This window comes from Roseateles hydrophilus, assembly GCF_026712245.1.
GTDB classification, from domain to species: domain Bacteria; phylum Pseudomonadota; class Gammaproteobacteria; order Burkholderiales; family Burkholderiaceae_C; genus Pelomonas; species Pelomonas hydrophilus.
Genome location: NZ_JAPPUY010000005.1, coordinates 85,380 through 101,225 on the forward strand (window position 1 = coordinate 85,380; position 15,846 = coordinate 101,225).

13 protein-coding genes are annotated in these 15,846 nt (G+C 70.1%); 3 read left to right on the forward strand and 10 right to left on the reverse strand.

Annotated features, from left to right (window positions below; genetic code table 11):
• The 3 genes from NYO99_RS18275 to NYO99_RS18285 form a co-directional block, all read right to left on the reverse strand.
• Nucleotides 1-366: a response regulator gene (locus NYO99_RS18275; RefSeq protein ID WP_268168709.1), complete on the reverse strand. Its 366-nt coding sequence runs from the start codon at nt 364-366 to the stop codon at nt 1-3.
• Between the two features lie 183 nt (nt 367-549).
• Complete coding sequence (locus NYO99_RS18280; protein WP_268168710.1) at nt 550-1,278, reverse strand: response regulator; 729 nt, start codon at nt 1,276-1,278, stop codon at nt 550-552.
• A gap of 5 nt (nt 1,279-1,283) precedes the next feature.
• Nucleotides 1,284-1,913, reverse strand: a complete 630-nt coding sequence (locus NYO99_RS18285) for a helix-turn-helix domain-containing protein (RefSeq protein WP_422395519.1) — start codon at nt 1,911-1,913, stop codon at nt 1,284-1,286.
• 88 nt (nt 1,914-2,001) lie between these two features.
• Between NYO99_RS18285 and NYO99_RS18290 the strand changes: the two genes are divergently transcribed.
• The 3 genes from NYO99_RS18290 to NYO99_RS18300 all read left to right on the forward strand — a co-directional run bounded on the left by NYO99_RS18290 (nt 2,002) and on the right by NYO99_RS18300 (nt 4,785).
• Nucleotides 2,002-2,622 (forward strand): HD-GYP domain-containing protein, encoded by a 621-nt coding sequence (locus NYO99_RS18290; protein WP_268168712.1) that lies wholly within the window; start codon nt 2,002-2,004, stop codon nt 2,620-2,622.
• Nucleotides 2,623-2,661: 39 nt separating this feature from the next.
• Nucleotides 2,662-3,327 (forward strand): response regulator transcription factor, encoded by a 666-nt coding sequence (locus NYO99_RS18295; protein WP_268168713.1) that lies wholly within the window; start codon nt 2,662-2,664, stop codon nt 3,325-3,327.
• A 135-nt stretch (nt 3,328-3,462) separates the two neighbouring features.
• Entirely contained in the window at nt 3,463-4,785 is a 1,323-nt protein-coding gene (locus tag NYO99_RS18300; RefSeq protein WP_268168714.1) for an ATP-binding protein, read from the forward strand.
• A 27-nt stretch (nt 4,786-4,812) separates the two neighbouring features.
• On the opposite strand, the gene NYO99_RS18305 is transcribed toward NYO99_RS18300, so the two are convergent.
• The 7 genes from NYO99_RS18305 to NYO99_RS18335 form a co-directional block, all read right to left on the reverse strand.
• Nucleotides 4,813-6,363 carry a tryptophan halogenase family protein gene (locus NYO99_RS18305; RefSeq protein ID WP_268168715.1) on the reverse strand — a complete coding sequence of 517 codons (1,551 nt, stop codon included), beginning with the start codon at nt 6,361-6,363 and terminating at the stop codon, nt 4,813-4,815.
• Complete coding sequence (locus NYO99_RS18310; RefSeq protein WP_268168716.1) at nt 6,360-7,376, reverse strand: cupin-like domain-containing protein; 1,017 nt, start codon at nt 7,374-7,376, stop codon at nt 6,360-6,362. The genes NYO99_RS18305 and NYO99_RS18310 overlap by 4 nt, the downstream gene beginning before the upstream one ends.
• Before the next feature lie 25 nt (nt 7,377-7,401).
• Nucleotides 7,402-8,112 (reverse strand): SapC family protein, encoded by a 711-nt coding sequence (locus NYO99_RS18315; RefSeq protein WP_268168717.1) that lies wholly within the window; start codon nt 8,110-8,112, stop codon nt 7,402-7,404.
• Entirely contained in the window at nt 8,109-9,662 is a 1,554-nt protein-coding gene (locus NYO99_RS18320) for a tryptophan halogenase family protein (RefSeq protein ID WP_268168718.1), read from the reverse strand. Before NYO99_RS18320 ends, NYO99_RS18315 begins: the two co-directional genes overlap by 4 nt.
• Nucleotides 9,663-9,892: 230 nt before the next feature.
• Entirely contained in the window at nt 9,893-12,904 is a 3,012-nt protein-coding gene (locus NYO99_RS18325; protein ID WP_268168719.1) for a TonB-dependent receptor, read from the reverse strand.
• Nucleotides 12,905-13,250: 346 nt separating this feature from the next.
• Nucleotides 13,251-14,300, reverse strand: a complete 1,050-nt coding sequence (locus NYO99_RS18330; protein ID WP_268168720.1) for a LacI family DNA-binding transcriptional regulator — start codon at nt 14,298-14,300, stop codon at nt 13,251-13,253.
• A gap of 123 nt (nt 14,301-14,423) precedes the next feature.
• Nucleotides 14,424-15,845 carry a carbohydrate-binding protein gene (locus tag NYO99_RS18335; RefSeq protein ID WP_268168721.1) on the reverse strand — a complete coding sequence of 474 codons (1,422 nt, stop codon included), beginning with the start codon at nt 15,843-15,845 and terminating at the stop codon, nt 14,424-14,426.
• Nucleotide 15,846 lies beyond the last annotated feature (1 nt).

A 15,846-nucleotide genomic window follows, 5' to 3' on the forward strand; every position in this document is an offset into this window, starting at 1 on the left:
TCAGTCCAGCCAGCGCTCCAGGCTGCGCAGCGTGGCCGCCACGTCCAGTGGCTTGGACCAGTAGCCGTCAAACCCGCCCCGGCGGGCCAGGTCGGCCGCCACGTCCTCGGGCTCAGCGGTCACCAGCAGCGCCGGCGCGTTCGTTGCCAGGCCGGCGTCGCGCAGCTCCTGCAGCAGTTCGTCTCCGCTGACGTCCGGCAGTCGCAGGTCGCACAGCAGCATGTCCACGCGCTGGCTGGCCACGAAGAGCCGCGCCTCGGCGCCGCTGCGGGCCACCTGCACGCGGCATCCCCCCTGCAACTCCACGATGCCCTGCATGAGCATCGCGTTGATCGGGTCATCCTCGACGTACAGGACCACCCGCATCACCGCTCCCGGGCCTGGGCAGGCTGTATGGGCGGGACGGTCGGGCGCGGGGCGTCGTGCGGGCAGGCGGGCATCGTGTGGGCGAACGTTGATTGCCGCCATTATCAAATTTATTGATAAGGTCGAACCGAGGAGTTCTGTAAAACTGGTGTAAACCCGGGCCCTCACCCGCGGCGGCGGCGTTCAGTGGCGGGCGTTGCGCAGCGCCTGCAGGCTGCGGCGCAGCACGGTCCAACCGGTGGTGGGCAGCGTTGAGCTGTGGGCCGCGGCCTCCTCCAGCACCAGGGCCTGGATGGAGAGGTCGGGGTGGCCCAGCAGTTCCAGCACCGCCTTCAGGCCGTGGGCCACGCGGCGCAGCTCGTCGGCGTCGTCGGCAGCGACCGCCGCGTCGCCTTGGGCGATGTCGTCGGCGAAGCGCTCCAGGCAGCCGGCGCGGAAGTGCTCGAACAAGGCCCGGTCTCCGCCGAAATGGGTGTGCAGCGTGGCGGGCAGCGCGTGTTCTGCTGCCGCCGCCGGTGCGGGCGCCGGGCTGGCTGCCGAGGCCTGGCCGTGCAGCAGCTCGGTGACGGTGCTCAACAGTTCGGCCAGCGGCACGGGCTTGCGCAGCGTGCGCGTGACGCCCAGCGCCTGCAGCGCCAGCAGCCGCTCGGGCTGCAGCCCGGCACTGAACACCACCCAGGGGGGCGCGCCCGTAGCCTGGGCGCGGCCCTCGGCCAGCAAGCTTTCTGCCGAGCCGTCGGGCAGCATCAGATCGCTGATGACGAGGTGCCAGCGGCCGCTGGCCAGCGCCGTGCGGGCTTGCGACAGGCGGGTCGCCACGTGCAGCTCCACGCCAGGCAGGTCTTCCAGCGCCATCTCCACAAACCTGGCAATCGAGGCATCGTCCTCAATGAGCAGCAGGCGTGCGGTCATGGCGGTCAGGCCGTTGCGGGCGCCTGGGCTTGGGCCAGCAGGCGCGGGAGTTCGTTCACCAGCCCGGTCTTGTGCACCAGTGGCACGCCGTCCAGCGCGAAGCGGTAGGGCTCGCGTTGGGCTTCGTCCAGCGCGGTGACCACGATGAGCCGGCTGCGCGCGAACTGCGGGTGCGAGCGCAGGCTGGTGATCAGCGCGGCGCCGTCGATGCCTGGCAGCAGGATGTCGATCAGCAGCACGTCGGGCTCCAGCCGGCCGGCCAGCGCCAGGCCGGCGATGCCGTCGGAGGCGATGTGCAGTTCGGCCTCGGGCAGCTCGCGCTTGACGATGAGGCTGATGAGGTTCTGGAAGTGCACCGAGTCCTCGATCAGCAGCAGCGTGAGCGGCCGTGCAGCCGATGCCAGGGGCGCAGCCGGCGGCGAGCCGCTGGCCACGGCGGCACCGCCGCGCGAGGCCAGCCAGGCCTGCAGCGAACTGAGCAGGATGCGGCGGTGGCCGCCGGGCGTCTTCCAGGCCTGCAGCTCGCCACGGTCCACCATCAGTTGGACGGAGCGCACCGCCAAGCCCAGACGCTGGGCGGCTTCGGTGGTGGAGCAGGTGTCGGGGACGGCGGTTGGCGTGTTCACGCGACATATTTTGCCGTTTTTGCGCGGGGATGCGGTTGTGCAATATTTGATAAAAACACTGTTGATAGACAATTAGTTCAAATTTCGGAGGTCCCGCATGTTGTTCCCCGCCCAGCCTGAACTGATCACTGCTGCAGGTGCCGCCACGGGCCATGCGGTGACGCCGGCGGAGATGGCTGCGCATCGGGTGCGCCTGGGGCGGCTGGCCGAGGCGCTCGCTGGTCGGCTGGGGCTGGATGCCGACGCGGCGCAGTTGTTGCGGCTGGCAGCGCCGCTGCACGATGTGGGCGAGTCCGACGCGGCGGCCGCCTTCGAGCCCGCCTGGCCGCTGACGGCGGCCGAGGCTCAGCGCCGTCGCCAGACCCCGCCGGAGCGCGGCGCCGCGCTGCTGAGCCAGTCGCGCCTGCCGCTGTTTGCGCTGGCGGCCGAGATCGCGCTGCATCACCGCGAGCGCTGGGACGGCAGTGGCTACCCGCGCGGCCTGAAGGGCCGGGAGATTCCGCTGTCGGCCCGCATCGTGGCGGTGGTGGACTGTTTCGATGCCTTGACGATGCGCCGCGACTTCCGCCCGGCGCGCGCCGACGACGTGGCGCTGGCCATGCTGGCTGAGCAGGCGGGCACGGCCTTCGACCCCGAGGTCGTCGAGACCTTCCTGGCACATGCGCCGGCGCTGATCGCGCTGCGCGACCAGGTGCCGGTGGGCGCGCCACCGCGCTGAGCGCCGCACAATGCGGCGCACGCCACCTCCGTGCCCGCCATGCGCCTGCTGCTTGTTGAAGACGACCCCATGATCGGTGAGAGCCTGCGCGAGGCGCTGCGCCGCCAGGGCTTTGCGGCCGACTGGGTGCGCGACGGCCAGGCCGCCGAGGCCGTGCTGGCCAGCGGCGAGCGCTTCGACACGGTGCTGCTGGACCTGGGCCTGCCCAAGCGCGGCGGGCTGGAGGTGCTGAGCGCGCTGCGGGCCCGGGGCGACGCCACGCCGGTCATCGTGCTGACCGCGCGCGACGCGACGTCCGACAAGGTGGCCGGGCTGGACGCCGGTGCCGACGACTACCTCGTCAAGCCCTTCGAACTGGACGAGCTGCTGGCGCGGCTGCGCGTGGTCGCGCGCCGTCAGAGCGGCCGCACCGACACGGCGCTGGCCGTGGCCGACCTGCGGCTGGACCCGGCCACCCGCGAGGTGACCCGTGCGGGCCGTCCCATCCTGCTGTCGGCGCGCGAGTTCGCGCTGCTGCAGGCGCTGCTGGAGCGGCCCGGCGCCATCGTGTCGCGCGCGCAGCTGGAGGACCGCCTCTACGGCTGGGGCGAGGAGCTGGAGAGCAACGCGATCAGCGTCTACATGCACCAGCTGCGCAAGAAGCTGGGCGCGGACCTGCTGCACACGGTGCGCGGCCTGGGCTACTACGCGGGGCCTCAGAAGTGACGCCCCTCGTCCAAGGAATACCTTGGCCGGCCCCCCGAGGGGGCGGCGATGCTTGCGGCATCGAGCCGCAAGCACATCGCCTGCCGGGCCGGCTTGGGGGCGGCCCGGCGCTCGGCCCGATCAAGACACGACGCCATGGCTAGGCGGCTCCTTTCCACGCTGCGCGGCCGACTGTTCGCGCTGCTCGCGGTGCTGGGCGCCGTGACGGCGCTGGCCGTGGCCGGCGCCACCTACGTCAGCGTGCGCGCCGAGGCCGACCAGCTGTTCGACTACCAGCTGCGCCAGACCGCGCTGTCGCTGCGCGACCAGGGCCAGGTCGCGCCCGACGAAGCCGCCGCGCTGGCCGACCCGGGGCTGGATTACGTGGTGCAGATCTGGTCGTTGCAGGGCCTGGAGCTGTATTCCAGCCGGCCGCAGGGCATGACCGAGCCGCTGCCGGCGCGTGCCGTGCTGGGCTACTCCCACCTGCGCCTGGGCGGGCAGGACTGGCGCGTGTTCAGCGCGGCCACGCCGCTGCGCGTGGTGCAGGTGGCGCAGCCGCTGGCAGTGCGGCAGAGGCTGGCCGCGCTGGCCGCGCTGCGCAGCGTGGTGCCGGTGGCCGTGGCGCTGCCGCTGGTGGGCGCGGCGATGTGGTGGCTGATTGGCGTGTCGCTGGCGCCGCTGGCGCGCGTGACGCATGCGGCCCAGGCGCGCGGCGCGACGGCGCTGGAGGCGCTGCCCATGGCCGGCCTGCCCGGCGAGGTGGCGCCGCTGGTGGACGCCTTCAACGGCCTGCTGGCCCGGCTGGCCGATGCCTTCGACGCGCAGCGCAGCTTCGTCGCCGACGCGGCGCACGAGTTGCGCTCGCCGCTGACGGCGCTGAAGCTGCAGCTGGGCCTGCTGCGCGACTCGGCCCCCGGCGAACAGCAGGACGCGGCGATCGCGCGGCTGCGCAGCGGCATCGACCGCGCGGTGCGCCTGGTGGAGCAGCTGCTGGCGCTGGCCCGCGCCGAGCCTGGTGCGGGCGCGCCCGCGCTGCCGCTGGACCTGGCCGAGCTGGCCCGCGAGGCGGTGGCCGATGTGCAGCCGCTGGCCGAGCGGGCCGGCGTGGCGCTGTCGCTGACGGCGCCCGACCCGCTGCCGCTGACCGGCGACCCGCAGGCGCTGCGCGGGGCGTTGCGCAACCTCATCGACAACGCGGTGAAGTACGGCGCCACCACGGTTCAAGTCAGCGCCCTGCGCGGCCCGCGCGGCGCGCCGCTGCTGCGCGTCGACGACGACGGCCCGGGCATCCCGCCCGATCAGCGCGAGCGCGTGTTCGACCGATTCCAGCGCGGCGAGGACCATGCCGACGTGCAGGGCAGCGGCCTGGGCCTGGCCATCGTGCGCGCGGCGGCGCGCCAGCAGGGGGCGGCCGTGCGGCTGGCCGATGCGCCGCTGGGCGGCTTGCGCGCCGAGCTGGCCTGGCCCGCCGCGTGACGGGCGGGCCGAGCGGCCGTCAGGTCGTCAGGCCTGCAGCGGGGTCGCGGCCAGCTGGGCCACGCTGGCCTGGCGGTAGGGCGCGCAGAGCTGCTCCACGTAGGCCTGGTGCTGGGGCAGGGCGCCCACGATGCGCGCGACCTTGAGGTGGATGTCGCCCAGGAAGCGGGCCAGCTCCTCGCGGTTCATCTGGTCGGCCACCGGGTGGTAGCGCTGCGGCAGGATGCCCTGGCCCATCATGACCTGCACCCAGGAGATCTCGGCGAACAGCTCGTCGCTGGGGCGGAACACGCGCGCTGTCTCGCGGAACAGGTCGATGCGGTGGCGCAGCGTGGGCAGGATGTCCATCTCGCGCACGTGCTGCCACAGCGCGGAGTCGGTGCGCTCGTTGACGTGGTAGTGCAGCACGATGAAGTCGCGGATGTGCTCCAGCTCGCGCTTGGACTGGCGGTTGAACTCGTCCACGTCCGACTGCTGGATGCCGCCGGCCGGGAACAGCTGCATGAGGCGGATGGCCGAACGCTGGATCAGGTGGATGCTGGTGGACTCCAGCGGCTCGACGAAGCCGCTGGCCAGGCCCACGGCCACGCAGTTGCGTTCCCAGACCTTGTCGCGCTGGCCGGGCGTGAAGCGGATGACGCGCGGCGTCGTCAGCAGCTCGCCCTCGACATTGCGCTTGAGTACCTCGGGCGCATCGGCGTCGCTGAGCTCCTTGCTGCTGTAGACCAGGCCATTGCCCACGCGGTGCTGCAGCGGGATGCGCCATTGCCAGCCGAAGGGGTGGGCGATGGAGCGGGTGTAGGGCCAGGCCTCGCGCACCGACGCGGTCTGCACGGCCACCGCGCGGTCGCAGGGCAGCCAGTAGGACCAGTCCTCGTAGCCCACGCCCAGCGCCTCGCCCAGCAGCAGCGAGCGAAAGCCCGTGCAGTCGATGAAGAAGTCGCCGTCGATGCGGCTGCCGTCGTCCATCTGCAGCGCCGCGATGTCGCCCGCGCGGGCGGCGCCGGCATCGGCCTCGTGCTTGAGCACGCGGGCGATCTTGCCCTCGATGCGCTGCACGCCGTGGCCCTCGCTCATCGCGCGCAGGAACTTGGCGTAGCGCCCGGCGTCCAGGTGGTAGGCGTAGTTCAGGCCGTTGCGCGGCAGGTGGGCGAAGCGGTTGGCGAAGGCGGCCACCGTCTCGGGGTTGTAGTCGGTGTAGGTCTTGGACAGGCCCTCGGCCAGCCCCTTGAGCCAGAAGTGCTGGAAGCCGGCACTCCAGTGGTCGTTGCCGGTCGCGCCGAAGGAGTGGAAGTAGTCCTGGCCGATGTTCTTCCAGCCCTCGAAGTTGATGCCGAGCTTGAAGGTCGCGTTGGTCGCGGCCATGAACTCGGCTTCGTTGATGCCCAGCAGGTTGTGGAAGGTGTGCAGCGCGGGGATGGTGGCCTCGCCGACGCCGACGGTGCCGATCTCCTCGGACTCGACGAGCTTGATGTCCAGCTGCTTGCCCAGCAGCTTGCTCATGAGCGCGGCCATCATCCAGCCGGCGGTGCCGCCGCCGGCGATGACGACGCGGTTGAAGGGCTTGGTGGTGTTCATCGTTTCAGCTGGTTGAGGAGTTGGGTGCGGGCCTGGCGGGACAGGGTCTCGTCGATGGGCCCGAGCAGGCCGCGCGCGGCGGGGGGGATGTGGTCCCAGGTGTGCGCGTCGGCGCCGAACACGAAGTGCTGGAAGTGGTGCTGCCAGATGCGGCGCTCCTTCTCCGGCAGGTCGCGCAGCGTCATCAGCGCCAGGCGCAGCGTGGTCAGCGGGGAGTCCACGTGTTCGGGCGTCTGGCGCCACCAGGCGTTGATGAGCAGGTTGACCGGCGCCAGGCCCTCGACGTGGTGGAACCACATGCTGGGGATGAACAGCGCGTCGCCCGGCTCCAGCTCGACGACTTCGGCCGCGGCCAGCGCCTGCGCGAAGCGCGGGAAGCGGGCGAAGTCGGGCTGGGCGAAGTCCACCAGGCTGACGGGCTGGCCGGCGGGCGTCGGGTCCAGCGGGCCGAGGTAGAGGTTGTGGATCTGCTCCGGCGGGAACAGCGTGAAGCGGCGCCGCCCGGCAGCCACGACGGCGAGGTTGTCGGGCAGGTCGTAGTGGGCGGCGATGCGGGTGCGGTTGCCCAGCCACAGGCTGATGAGCGCCTGATCGGCGAAGGGCTCACCCAGGCCCATGACGTTGGCGTCCAGGAAGCCCGGCAGCACGGCCTCCACCGTCGTGGAGCCGACGTACAGCGCCGGCGGCTCGGGGCTGTGCGCCACGCCCAGCAGGCCGGACAGCACCTGGTCCAGCGTGGCGGCGTAGCGCTCGAAGTTGAAGCTGCTGAGCGTTTCGTCGGCGTAGAACACGCGGCCACGCGCCTCGGGGGCGAGCTGGAACAGGCCGATGCGGGTGCCGTTGTACAGGCCTATCAGGTAGCGGGCCAGCGCCTCGTCGGACTGGCGCGCGGCCTGCACCACCGGCCAGTGTGCAAAGCCGCCGCGCACGACGCAGGGGCGCGCGGCCGTCAGCAGTTCGGCCGGCAGCGCGGCCGGGTCGAAGGGGCCGGTCCAGTCGGGGACAGCTCGCATCGTCGGTGCCTCAGTGGCCGTCGATTCAGCGCCGGGTGGCGCGGTTCAGCAGCACGGGCAGCTGCGCGAGCGACGCGATCTGCATGTAGGCGGGCAGCAGGTGGCCGTCGCGGGCCAGCGCTTCCAGCGCGGCACCGGGCAGCGCGGCGAGGCGCTCCTCGTGGATGGTGAACAGGCCCGACAGCCGGCCCTGCTGGCCGTCGGTGGTTTCGATGTCCATGACGAAGGGTTCCAGCAGCTGGTGGCGCGTCAGCGCCTCGATGAAGGCGGGCAGCTGCTGCGCCTGTGCGTGCAGCGCCTCCATCAGTTGCACGGCGTTGTCCAGGTAGTCGCTGAAGCCGCCGTGCGGCAGGAACAGCGCCATGCCGACCTCGCCCTCCTCGGGGCGCACGATGCGGGGGCTGTCCAGGTCGATGTGCAGCTTCAGCGTGCCTTCGCTGTCACGGCCGATCATGAAGGGGTCGCGCTGCAGCGCCATGGGCAGCGCGGGCGCGTCCCAGCCGGCGTCGGTGAGGAACAGGTTCTGGCCTTCCTCCAGGCCGAACAGGGCCACCGGCTGGAAGCCGGCGTCGCCGTCGACGAGCTGGAACACGATGGGGAAGTGGGCCTGCAGCTGGCGGAATTCGGCCGGCAGGGCCAGGCAGTACTGGCGCGCGTCGCCCAGGTGGGCGGCGCGCTCGGTGTGGACGCGCAGGTGGCGGTGGGTGACGTTGTCGAGCAGGGCAGGGCGGGTCATCGGGCGGGGCTCTGGGCGTGGAGGTGATCGATCAGGCTGCGGTGGCCGGGCAGGGCGGGGATGAAGCGGCGGGCCAGGCGGGCGGCTTCGTCAAAGCAGGCCTGCGCCGCCTGCAGTTTGTCGGCGGACGGCGGGCGGGTGTCAGGGCGAAAACCCATGCCGTACAGCACGTACTGGTAGCTGGCCGACGGGAAGACCTCGTCGTTGCGGCCGAAGTCGTGCCGGGCCGGTGCGCGCAGCCGCCACTGCGGCAGCAGTTCGCGCAGGCGCTCGGGCCAGGAGGCGGGGTCGCGGTGGGCGCGCCAGTAGTCGCTGTCGTCGCGCTGCGTGAGCGCGTAGTGCAGCTTCAGGAAGTCGATGACGCGGGCCCAGCGGTAGGCGAAGTCGTCGTTGTAGCGCCGCGCGACGGCGGGCAGCGTGGCGTGCGTCATGGGCAGCTCTTCGCACAGCCGCTGCACGGACAGCTCCACCAGCGCCAGCGCCGAGGCCTCCAGCGGCTCGATGAAGCCGCTGGACAGGCCGATGGCCACGCAGTTGCGCACCCAGAACTGCTGGCGGTAGCCAGGGTCGTAGCGGATGGGGCGCGGCACGGGGCGCTCGGCCGGGGCGCCGGTGGCGTCGAGGTAGGCCTGCAGCGCGGCCTGGGCTGCGTCCTCGCTGGCATGAGCGCGCGAGAACACGCAGCCCACGCCGCGGCGGTGCGGCAGGCCGATGTCCCACAGCCAGCCCTTGGCCCAGGCGGTGGCGATGGTGACCGGGGCCAGCGGCACATCCGGCGTGGCATAGGGCACCTGCACAGCCAGGGCGGCGTCGTTGAACAGCACCTCGCGTTCGCTCTTCAGCGCCACGCCGAAGTGCTGGCCGATCAGCCGGGCCTGCAGGCCGGAGCAGTCGATGAAGAGGTCGGCGTCGAGGTCGCCGTGGGTGCGCGTGCGCAGCGCCGCGATGTCGCCGGCACGCGGGCCGCTGTCGTGCGAGAGCACGGCGTCCACATGGTCCACCACGTGGCGCACGCCCAGCCGCTGCACGGCATGCTCGCGCAGCAGCTGGCCGAACAGGCCGGCGTCGAAGTGGTAGGCGTAGTTGGCAACGGCGCCGAAGGCCGGCGTCTGCACCTGCTTGGGCGCGCGGCCGGCCTCGCACACCTGCACGCTGGGGCTGACGACGTCGGCGAACGGCCGCTGCGGCTGCAGCGCCAGCCAGGCCTGCACCAGCTCGGCGTCTCCATGGCCCACGGGCAGCATGAAGGGGTGGTAGTAGCGGTCACCGGCCTCGCCGGCCGCGCCGCGGGCCCAGCCGTCGAAGCGCGAGCCCTGCTTGAAGCTGACCTGGCAGCGGCGGATGAACTCGGTCTCGTCCAGCCCGATGCGGCGCAGCGTGTCGCGCATGGACGGCCAGGTGCCTTCACCCACGCCGATGGTGGGCACGTCGCTGGACTCCACCAGCGTGATGCGAAGGGTGTCGCCATGTTCGGCAGCCAGCAGCCCGGCCACCAGCCAGCCCGCCGAGCCGCCGCCCAGCACGACGATGTTGCGAAGGGGTTCGTTCATGGCGCGTATTTGACGCTTTCACTCTCGCGGGCCGGGTGCAGCACCGACCCTGGTGAGACGAGGGGCAAACAAAAAAAGCCGCTCGCGCGGCTTCGCCACATGGCGAACAAGAGCGGCGCCCCAGGAGGCGAGCGCCGCCGAACCAGACGGTGTCTCGTAGGGGCCGGGCGCATGCGCCTGCCCCTGGAGGGTCTGCCCGGAGCCGGCTGAGCCGGCCCCGGGGTTCACGCTCAGAACTTGTAGCGCGCGCCGATCATCACGCGGCGACCCAGCTGGGTCACGGCGCCGATCTGGTTCTCGTTGCGCAGGTGGGTGCGCGTGTACTCGTCGGTCAGGTTGATGGCTTCAAACTGGAAGCGCAGGTGCTTGTTGAAGTTGTAGCCCACGCTGAGGTCGAACTGGCCATAGGGCTCCACATACAGCGGCTGGGCGCCTTCCGAACCGCCGAAGTTGGCGGCCAGGAACTTGCCGCGCCAGTTGTAGGCCAGACGCGTCGTGAAGGTCTCGTTCTCGAAGAAGCCGACCAGGTTGCCCGAATCCCCCAGGCCCACCAGCACGTCGGTCTGGGCGCCCACCTTGGCGTTGTTGTAGCCCAGGTTGGACTTGACCTTGGTGAAGTTCGCCGACACGCCGAAGCCGCTGTTGCCGAACACGTGCTGCGCGTTCAGCTCGATGCCGTTGAGCTTGCTGGTGCGCTTGTTGTTGACGAAGGTGCCCAGCTTGAACATCAGCAGCGGATCGGTGGCTTGCGCGGTGATGCTGCCCAGCTGCGTGTTGGGCGTGCCGCTCACGCCCGGGGCGTTGCCGTACTTGGTGAAGATGTACTGGCGGATGCACCCGGAGTCGGCGCCGCAGCCGCCGGTGGTCTGTGCTTCCTTGTACATCGCGCTGCCGATGGGCGTGCGCAGGCCGAACAGGTTGGTCTCGGCAATGATGGCTTCGTTGTAGTCCTTCAGCGACTTGCGGAAATAGCTGGCCGCGATGTAGCTGCTCTTGGCGTAGTAGTGCTCGGCCGAGAAGTCGATGTTGGTGGACTTCAGCGGCTTCAGGTCGGGGTTGCCCACCGAGCCGGAGCCACCGTCCACGCGGGCCAGCGGATCGATCTTCAAACCGCCTTGGATGGCGTTCCAGCCCGGGCGGCCGATGGTCGTGCCGAAGCTGGCGCGCAGCTTGGTGTCGCTGGTGACGTCGGCGCTGAAGTCGATGGAGGGCAGGAAGTAGCCGTACTTGCCGTCACGGCCGGCGGAGCGTGTGCCGCTGAAGGTGATGGGCACTTCGTTGTTGGCCACCCAGGCCACGGACACCGGGATCTTCTCGACCGACGGCGAGCTGACCTTGGTGCGCTCGTAGCGGGCGCCGATGGAAGCGTCCATGGGCACGCCCCAGTCCCAGCTCAGGTTGTACTGGCCGAACACGGCCTGCGACTTTTCCGTCGTGCGGAAGTCGTCCTGCCAGTCGAACGAGGCCTTCAGCAGCGTGTCGGAGCCCAACGTCTTGATGGCCGCGGCGCGCAGGTCCTCGAAGTTGAAATAGAAGAACTGGTTGAACAGCCGCGGGTCATTGGAGCCCGGGATGCGGCTGAAGTACTTGCTGATGGAGTCAGCCTTCCAGATGTTGTCCGGCAGGGCAGCCGGGCCGCCGGCAGCGTTCGCGCCCCAGGTGTCGCGCTGCACGTTGGCAAAGGCCGAGCGGTTCTGCACTTCGGTCAGCGTCAGGCCGAAGTCCAGGCTGCTGGCGTCGTCGATGCGCCAGTTGCCGCGGGTCTGCAGCTGCGTGACTTCGTTCTTCTGGTAGCTGTTGCCGAACACCGAGCCCTGCAGCTCCTGCTTGGCGGGGTCCAGCGTCGTGCCCTTGATGCCCAGCACCGGGAACTTGTTGCTGAAGTCGACGAAGGTGTCGCCCCGGTTCATCGAGGCGGTGCCCAGCGTGACGGCGGTGCCCAGCGGGTCGTTGGCGCCCGAGGTGGCGGTGGAGTGGTGGGCGTCGATGTCGAAGTTCAGCGCATCGGTGGCCTTCCACTTCAGGTTCAGGCCGATCTGCTGGTTCTTGTTCTTGGTCTGGATGCGCGAGGCGCCCATGGCCAGGTCGGCGTTGCCCGCCGGGATGCTCTCGCCATAGATGATGGGCGAGGACGGCGTGCCGGTCTGGAACTCGCCGAACTGGCCGCCGTAGTTGAACCAGGCCGAGATGTCGTTGCGGCGCTGGCGGAACTTCTGCTCGGACATCACGAAGTCCAGCGTGCCCACCAGGTCTTGCATGGGCTTGAACTGCAGCACCAGCTGGCCGTTCAGGCGCTCACGGTGCACGCCGGTGAACGAGTAGTTCATGTTCTGCGGCACGCTGTAGATCGAGCCGGCAGCCGGGCGGTTCTTGATGGTGCCTCCCGAGGCCGGCGGCAGGCCGCCCCAGACGGCGTTGGGGCCGTTCCAGTCGTTGTCCTTGATGCCGTCGAAGCTCTTCCAGCCGCTGCTGACGTTGGCCTGCGAGTAGCCGGAGTCGCGCACCTGGTAGGTACCCATCAGCGCGATGCCGAACATGCCGTCATTGCTCTGCGTGCTGTAGATGCCGCTGAGTTCGGGCGTCAGCTTCTTGCCCTGCTCCTCGCCGGGCAGGCGGCGGGCCGACTGGTCATTGACCAGCTTGACGCCGAACTGGGCCACGGTTTCCTTGATGTCGAACGGGCGCTGCGTGCGCACGTTGACGGTGGCGCCCATGCCGCCGGTGGGGCTGCTGGCGCGGCTGGTCTTGTAGACCTCCAGCGCGGCGACGCCGTCGGCTGCGAGGTTGGAGAAGTCGAAGGAGCGCGAGCTGGGCGCGCCGCCGTCCACGCTGGAGCCGGGCATCTGGCGGCCGTTGAGCAGCACCAGGTTGAAGTCCGGGCCCATGCCGCGCACGGTGATGCGCGTGCCTTCGCCGTTGCTGCGGTCGATGGAGACGCCGGAGATGCGGCTCAGCGACTCGGCGAGGTTGGTGTCGGGGAACTTGCCGATGTCCTCGGCGACGATGCCGTCAACCAGGCCGGATGCCTGGCGCTTGAGGTTGACCGAGGTCTCCAGCGAGCGGCGGATGCCGGTGACGACGACAGTCTCCAGCTGCGTGGTGCTGGCCAGCGCCTGCGGCACGGACGTGCTGGGCGTGGGGCCGGCGTTCGGCACCTGGGCCTGCGCGGCCACGCCGACGAAAAGCAGGCCGCTGGCAGCGGCCAGGCGCGAAAGGCGAAGAGCGGGGCGGGGCTGTCTCATGCACTTGTCTCCAGAGTTGGTGATCTTCTCGTGATGTCCTGGATGGACTGAAAGCGCTTTCAACATTACTTGATTGGCAGCGCTTTCAACCTAGGCAACACCCTTGGTCTGCGGCGCGCCCACAACGGCAGCGGCGCCAGAAACAAGGGACGTCTTGACGCCCTGAAAGTACCGCGACGCCCTGGAGAAGGGCGTTCTTTTGCGGCGCTCTGGCGGGCGCGTCTGGTCGAAAGCCTGCTTGCAGAAATGGTCTGAAAGCGCTTTCAGATGATGATGCGCCAGCGGCCGGTGTTCGGCCACATGGTTTTCCCGGGCCGCACCACAGCGGCGGCGGGTGGTGGGGAGGTCAGCGCGGCAGGCGCCGCGTGCTTTCGCGCACGATGAGTTCGGGGCCCGGCGGGCGGGCGTCGGGCTTGTCACCGCGCAGCATGGCCAGCATGGCCGTGGCGGCCTCGGTGCCGATCTCGTAGACCGACTGCCGCACGGTGGTCAGCGGCGGCATGGTGTAGCGGGCCATGATGACGTCGTCGAAGCCCACCATGGAGACGTCGTCCGGCACACGCAGGTTGCGCCGGTGCAGCGCGAGGCGGGCGCCCATGGCCATTTCGTCGTTGGACAGGAACAGCGCCGTGAACGACACCTGGCGCTCCAGCAGCCGGCTGACGGCCAGCATGCCGCCTGCGGCGGTGAAGTCGCTTTGCACGATGAGCTCGGGGTCGGCGCCCAGGCCGGCAGCGGCCATGGCGTCGAGGTAGCCGGCCTGGCGCTCGACCGCGTCGTCGTGCAGCAGGTCACCGGCCACGAAGGCGATGCGTCGGTGGCCCTGCTCGATCAGATGTTGCGTGGCCAGGCGGGCGCCGAGGCGGTTATCGAAGCCGAAGCTGTACAGCTTCGGCCCCTGCAGCTGGCGCCCCACCACCACGGTCGGCAGGCCGCCGGCCAGGCTGACGAGCTGCTCGTCGGGCAGGCGGCCGGCCAGCACGATGATGCCGTCCACGCGGCGCGACAGCAGCGCCTCGATGGCTTTGCGCTCGTCGTCCTCGTGCCAGTTGCCAGATACGAACAGCGGCACGTAGCCGGCCCGCTCCAGCTCGCGCTCGATGCCCAGCAGCGCCTCGCCGTAGAAGGGGCTGGAGATGATCTGCGTGACGACGCCGATGGACATCGTGCGCCCGCCCGCCAGGCCGCGCGCCACCGGGTTGGGCCGGAAGCCCAGCTCGCGAATGGCGGCCTGCACGGCTTCTTTCTTGGCCTCACTGACCGAGGCCGTGCCGTTGAGGATGCGCGACACCGTGCTGGGCGACACGCCGGCCAGTTCGGCCACTTGTTCCAGCGTGACCGCCCCATCGGGGCGGCTTGAAGGCGCTTTCTTGGCGGGGGGCGTCTTGTTGTTCATCGGCGGTCTGAGCGGGGTGGCCGAGTGTAGGCGTCGATGCGAACGCGGCCCTTCCGGGTATTCCGCGCCGCCCCCGGGCCGGCTGGTGCGCTGCGGCGCCAGGCCGGCGCTGGGCTGTCGGCCTTACAGCTTGGTGAACCGGATCCAGTTCAGGTTCCAGCCGCCGCGCGGTGCGAACAGGCCGACGTTGTAGGTGCCGGCATTGATGTTCACGGTGTGGGAGATGGTGGTCCAGTTCTGCCAGCCGCCGGTGTTGGGCACGGCCAGCTGGCCCAGCGCCACGCTGCCGGCGTTCAGGTCCAGCGACAGCGTGCCGCCGCCCGGGCTGGCCACGCGGTACTCCACGCGGTAGGCACCGCTGCTGGGGAAGGTGATGCCGTTGTAGGCCATCCAGTCGTTGGCGTCGATCCAGCCCACGTTCTGCCCGCCTTCGCTGCAGGTCTCCAACTGCACGCCGGCCTGCGCGTTGAAGGCCTCGGCCTCGATCTGGCGCGTCCAGGCCGGGCTGGCCTTGGACACGATGACCGAGGTGGCGCGGTCGTTGAAGCCCTGGTCCACGAGGCAGCCGCTGTCGGCGCTGCGGGTGACGCTGGCGCCGCTGAAGTTGTCGCCGTCGAACAGCTGCACCTGGTAGCCGGCATTCACGCGCAGCGAGGACAGGTCGTTGTCGGTGATGCCGCGGGCCTGCAGCTGCGCGCGGGTGTAGCTGCCTTCGGGCAGCGCAGCCGCGTAGCCGCCGTAGTTGCAGTGCTGGAAGACGGTGGCCACACCGCCAGAGGCCGGTGCGTACACGCGCACGTAGTCCACGTGCATCTTGGCCGGCAGCGCGGCGGTGTTGACGTTGAAGCCCGGCCAGTTGCCGCCGATGGCGAAGTTCAGCAGCAGGAAGAAGTCGTTGTGGAACTCGCTGGTGCCATTGACGCCGTTGGCGATGCTGGCCTCGTGGTACTTCACGCCATCCACGTACCAGCGGATGGCGCTGGCGTCCCACTCGACGGCGTAGACATGCCAGTCGGTCACCGTGGTGGCGAGGTTGCCGCTGTACTGCGCGTACTGGTTGGTGTGGTCCTGCCAGTGGATGGTGCCGTAGACCTTCTGCTCGTCGTTGATCTTCTCCATCACGTCGATCTCGCCCGACGCCGGCCAGCCCACCTGCGGCAGGTTGGCGCCCAGCATCCAGAACGCTGGCCACGCGCCGAGGAAGCTGGGCAGCTTCATGCGCGCCTCGATGCGGCCGTACTTGAAGGTCTTGAGGCCTTGCGTCTTCAGTCGCGCCGAGGTGTAGGCCATGCCGCCGAAGTTCTCGCGCCGCGCGGTGATGACGAGCGCGTTGTTCTCGATCGTTGCGTTCTCGCGCCGGTAGTACTGCAGCTCGTTGTTGCCCCAGCCATTCGTGCCGGTGCCGGTCTCGAACACCCAGCTCGGGCCGATGCTGCCGTTGAACTCATCGCTCCACACCAGCTGCCATTGCGCGTGGGCCAGGCCCGTCGTGGCGCTCAGCAGGCCCACCAGGGCGGGTCGGATCAGGGATCTCAGCCAATTCATG